The sequence below is a fragment of the Allosphingosinicella sp. genome (genome assembly GCF_036387215.1).
Lineage (GTDB): Bacteria > Pseudomonadota > Alphaproteobacteria > Sphingomonadales > Sphingomonadaceae > Allosphingosinicella.
The window spans coordinates 1-3141 of the sequence record NZ_DASVUE010000387.1; the positions used below are offsets into that span (position 1 = coordinate 1).

Sequence of the window (3141 nt, forward strand, 5' to 3'; positions counted from 1 at the left end):
AACCCGCAACACCATTCTCGGTGCGCTCGGCCAGCTCGTCGTGGGCGCCGTGGCGGGGAATTCCGGGCTCGGCCAGCTCCTGCAGAAAGGCATCGGCCAGGGAAGCCAGATCCTGACCCTCAGCTTCTCGCGCGAGCAGGAGTTCGAGGCGGACGATCTCGGCATCCGCTATCTGGCAGCGGCGGGCTACGACGCCGGCGCATCGCCGACCCTGCTTGCCTCGCTCGGAGCCGCAACGGCGCTCGAGGCGCGTGCTTCAGGACGCAATGACGAGCGATCCGTGCCCACCTGGGCTCGCACTCATCCGCTCAGCGAAGACCGGGTCCGCCGCGCAACCCAGCGCGCCCAGGCGACTGGAAGGGTCGGAGCGGGCTATCGGAACCGCGACCAGTTTCTTGCTCGGCTCGACGGCGTGCTGGTCGGCGACGATCCCCGCCAGGGGGTCGTCGAGGGTCGGGATTTCCTCCACCCGGACCTTCGCATCGGCTTCACCGTTCCCACCGGCTATGGGATGCAGAACGGCGCCCGGGCGGTGACGATCTCGGGCGCGAACGGCCAGGCGCAATTCTCGACCGGCGCGTATAACGGCGACATGTCCGCCTATATCGGCCAGGTGTTCCGCTCGATCGCCGGCCAGCAGGCTGGTCAGCTGCAGATCCCGCAGCCGCGCATGACGAATGTGAACGGCATCCCCGCCGCCTACACCACCGCCCGAGCACAGACCCAGCAGGGCGTGGTGGACGTTACCGTCTTCGCCTATCAGTGGGATGCCGACACGGCTTATCATTTCGTGACGCTGACCCCGGGCGGCAGCGGCCTCGGCGCCTTTTCCTCGATGGTCGGGTCGCTTCGGCGCCTAACCGCCAACGAAGCGGCGGCGATCCGGCCGCGGGTCATCGATGTGGTGACGGTGAGGGCAGGGGACACGGTCCAGAGCCTCGCCGGACGGATGGCCTATAACGATCTGAAGCTGGAGCGCTTCCTGACGCTGAACTCGCTCGAGGCGAACAGCACGCTTCGGCCCGGCACCAAGGTGAAGCTCGTCGTCTACGGCGCGAGAAGCTGAGCACAAACGAAACCGGGCGGCGGAACATGGTCCCGCCGCCCGGCCCTCATTCAGTCGTAAGCGAGCTTACGAACCGGTCTTGGCCATCTCGGTCTTGACCTTGGTCAGCGTGTTGTTCAGCTGAGTGCCCAGCGCCGACATGGCGGTGATGGCGGCAACGGCGATAAGAGCGGCGATCAGGCCGTACTCGATCGCGGTGGCGCCCTTGGTGTCCTTCAGCATCTTGCGAATCTTGATCATCATGTTCCGGTCTCCTGTTCCAAAGCTTTGGAAGTCCACACTTCCTGCCCCTCCGCTGGATTTCTGGAGTGAGCTAAGCTGGTTCTACGGGGCAGAGGTTTCCAAATATTTAATGCGCAGCAGCAAAAAAATCACATCGGAGCATGGGTGCGGGTAGTCGATGAAACATTGTTCCACATACCCGTCGTCGCGGTCGCAACCTGGGCAAGCCCGGCAAGCATCGCAACCACGATCAATGCTACGATGAGGCCATATTCGACTGCGGACACGCCGCGGTCGTCTTCGACAAGTCTTTGTAGCAGACGCGTCATTTCTTAAGCCCCGTCGCCGGAAGCTATTTTCCGGCTCGCGGCAACAATAACCCGGCGTCGGTTAACGAATGCCTAGGAGAGGGGGTTAAAGTGGCAAGTAATCCGACGATGATCGTCGTCGCTGCCGCTCTGGTCGACACCGAGGGCAGGGTGCTCCTCCAGCAGCGCCCGCCGGGCCGCCAGATGGCAGGTCTCTGGGAATTTCCCGGCGGGAAGATCGATGAAGGCGAAACTCCTGAGGCTGCGCTGATCCGCGAGCTGGGCGAGGAGCTTGGAATCCGTGTGAACGTCGCATCGCTTATGCCGGCGGCCTTTGCGAGTGCGCCGCTAGGGGATCGCCATTTGCTCCTCTTGCTCTACATCTGCCGCGAGTGGCACGGAACGCCGCAGGCGCTCGACGCGAGTGCGCTGAATTGGGTTCGGACTGGCGAGATGTCGCAGCTGCCGATGCCTCCGGCGGACGAGCCGCTCGTGGCGCTGCTCGAGGCCCTTCTCTAACCTTTTCGCTGCAGGGCTTGTGCAAGGGAAGCAGTGGCGCTGCCGCGCCGCGCCGGCTGCGGCTGGTCGGGTGAGGGCGCCCAGCCAGTGAGGTAGACGATCTCGAACCGTTCGCTCGTCTTGCCGTCGGGATCGGCCTGCGCGTCGAAGGTCGCCATGGCCGCCGCCAGCCCGTGCCTGCCGATCGGCAGCTTCGAGCGTGCCGCGAGGATGTTCGTCGCACCCATTGCTCTCAAATCACGCACGAGCGCCATAAGGCTCGAGAAGCGCACCTCCACCGGGTCCGAATCGGAAACCTGCAGCTTGAAACCCGCCCGAGTGAGGAGATCGCCCGCTGCACGCACATCGATCTGAGGGTGGATCCGGGGCGAGGCGGCTCCGACGGCGGCGTCGGCGGCGCTCATCGCGTTTCGAAGCCGGGGAAGGCTCCCGGCACCCGCGAAAGCGGCAAGAAACAGGCCGTCCGGTCGAAGCGCGCGCCGGACAAGGGTCAGAGCACCGGGAAGGTCGTTCACACTGTCGAGCGCTCCGACCGAGATGACGAGATCGAACCTGCCGTCGGCGAATGGAAGTCGGTCCTCGTCCGCCTGAACGCCCTCAGCAGCATCGGCGAACCGGAATCCGGGGTCGGCGCAGGTCACCTGAAGCCCCATCGCGCGCAGTCGATCCGCAGCGTAGCCGCCTAAGCAGCCGAGATCGAGCGCGGTCCGGAACTCCCGCGTGACGCTGCCCAGCCGGTCGAGCAGTTCGTCGGCAGCGAGCCGGTGCAGATAGTCCGCGCCTTCGAACAGCGGCGCGGCACGATCCCTCCTGATGCGGCGGAGCCGGCGGTCGAAGGGCGTGTCCTCACTCATGTTCGGGCTTGTGCCGACGGGCAGGCTCGGGAACAAGTGGAGCCATGCAGATGGCGATCCAGGCCGCGCGCGCCGCGGCGCGTCAGGCGGTGGATTTCGCGCTTCCGCCGCGCTGCCCCGGCTGCGGCGCCGTCACTCCGGAACAGCACCGTTTCTGCCTCGCCTGCTGGCA

6 protein-coding genes are annotated in these 3141 nt (G+C 65.6%); 3 read left to right on the forward strand and 3 right to left on the reverse strand.

Annotated features, from left to right (window positions below):
* Positions 1-1066: M48 family metalloprotease (locus tag VF662_RS14890; protein WP_464142661.1), on the forward strand; the 1066-nt coding region annotated here is incomplete at its 5' end.
* A gap of 66 nt (positions 1067-1132) precedes the next feature.
* Here the strand turns inward: VF662_RS14890 and VF662_RS14895 are convergent.
* The gene (locus VF662_RS14895) at positions 1133-1306 is read right to left on the reverse strand and encodes a Flp family type IVb pilin (protein ID WP_464142667.1); all 174 of its coding nucleotides are present in this window, start codon (positions 1304-1306) and stop codon (positions 1133-1135) included.
* 131 nt (positions 1307-1437) lie between these two features.
* Complete coding sequence (locus VF662_RS14900) at positions 1438-1617, reverse strand: Flp family type IVb pilin (protein WP_464142663.1); 180 nt, start codon at positions 1615-1617, stop codon at positions 1438-1440.
* Positions 1618-1725: 108 nt separating this feature from the next.
* Here VF662_RS14900 and VF662_RS14905 point away from each other — a divergent pair, with 108 nt between their 5' ends.
* Positions 1726-2115, forward strand: coding sequence for a (deoxy)nucleoside triphosphate pyrophosphohydrolase (locus VF662_RS14905; RefSeq protein ID WP_464142669.1), 390 nt, complete (start codon positions 1726-1728; stop codon positions 2113-2115).
* On the opposite strand, the gene VF662_RS14910 is transcribed toward VF662_RS14905, so the two are convergent.
* Entirely contained in the window at positions 2112-2969 is an 858-nt protein-coding gene (locus VF662_RS14910) for a class I SAM-dependent methyltransferase (RefSeq protein ID WP_464142665.1), read from the reverse strand. The two genes, VF662_RS14905 and VF662_RS14910, sit on opposite strands and share 4 nt — an antisense overlap.
* Positions 2970-3019: 50 nt before the next feature.
* Between VF662_RS14910 and VF662_RS14915 the strand changes: the two genes are divergently transcribed.
* Positions 3020-3141, forward strand: a 122-nt coding sequence (locus VF662_RS14915) for a double zinc ribbon domain-containing protein (RefSeq protein WP_464142670.1), incomplete at its 3' end; no start/stop codon positions are given.

Excerpts from the sequence above, each read along its gene's own strand:
- VF662_RS14895 (WP_464142667.1), bottom strand. The coding sequence starts at position 1,306 with ATGATCAAGATTCGCAAGATGCTGAAGGACACCAAGGGCGCCACCGCG.
- VF662_RS14900 (WP_464142663.1), bottom strand. The coding sequence starts at position 1,617 with ATGACGCGTCTGCTACAAAGACTTGTCGAAGACGACCGCGGCGTGTCC.
- VF662_RS14905 (WP_464142669.1), top strand. The coding sequence starts at position 1,726 with ATGATCGTCGTCGCTGCCGCTCTGGTCGACACCGAGGGCAGGGTGCTC.
- VF662_RS14910 (WP_464142665.1), bottom strand. The coding sequence starts at position 2,969 with ATGAGTGAGGACACGCCCTTCGACCGCCGGCTCCGCCGCATCAGGAGG.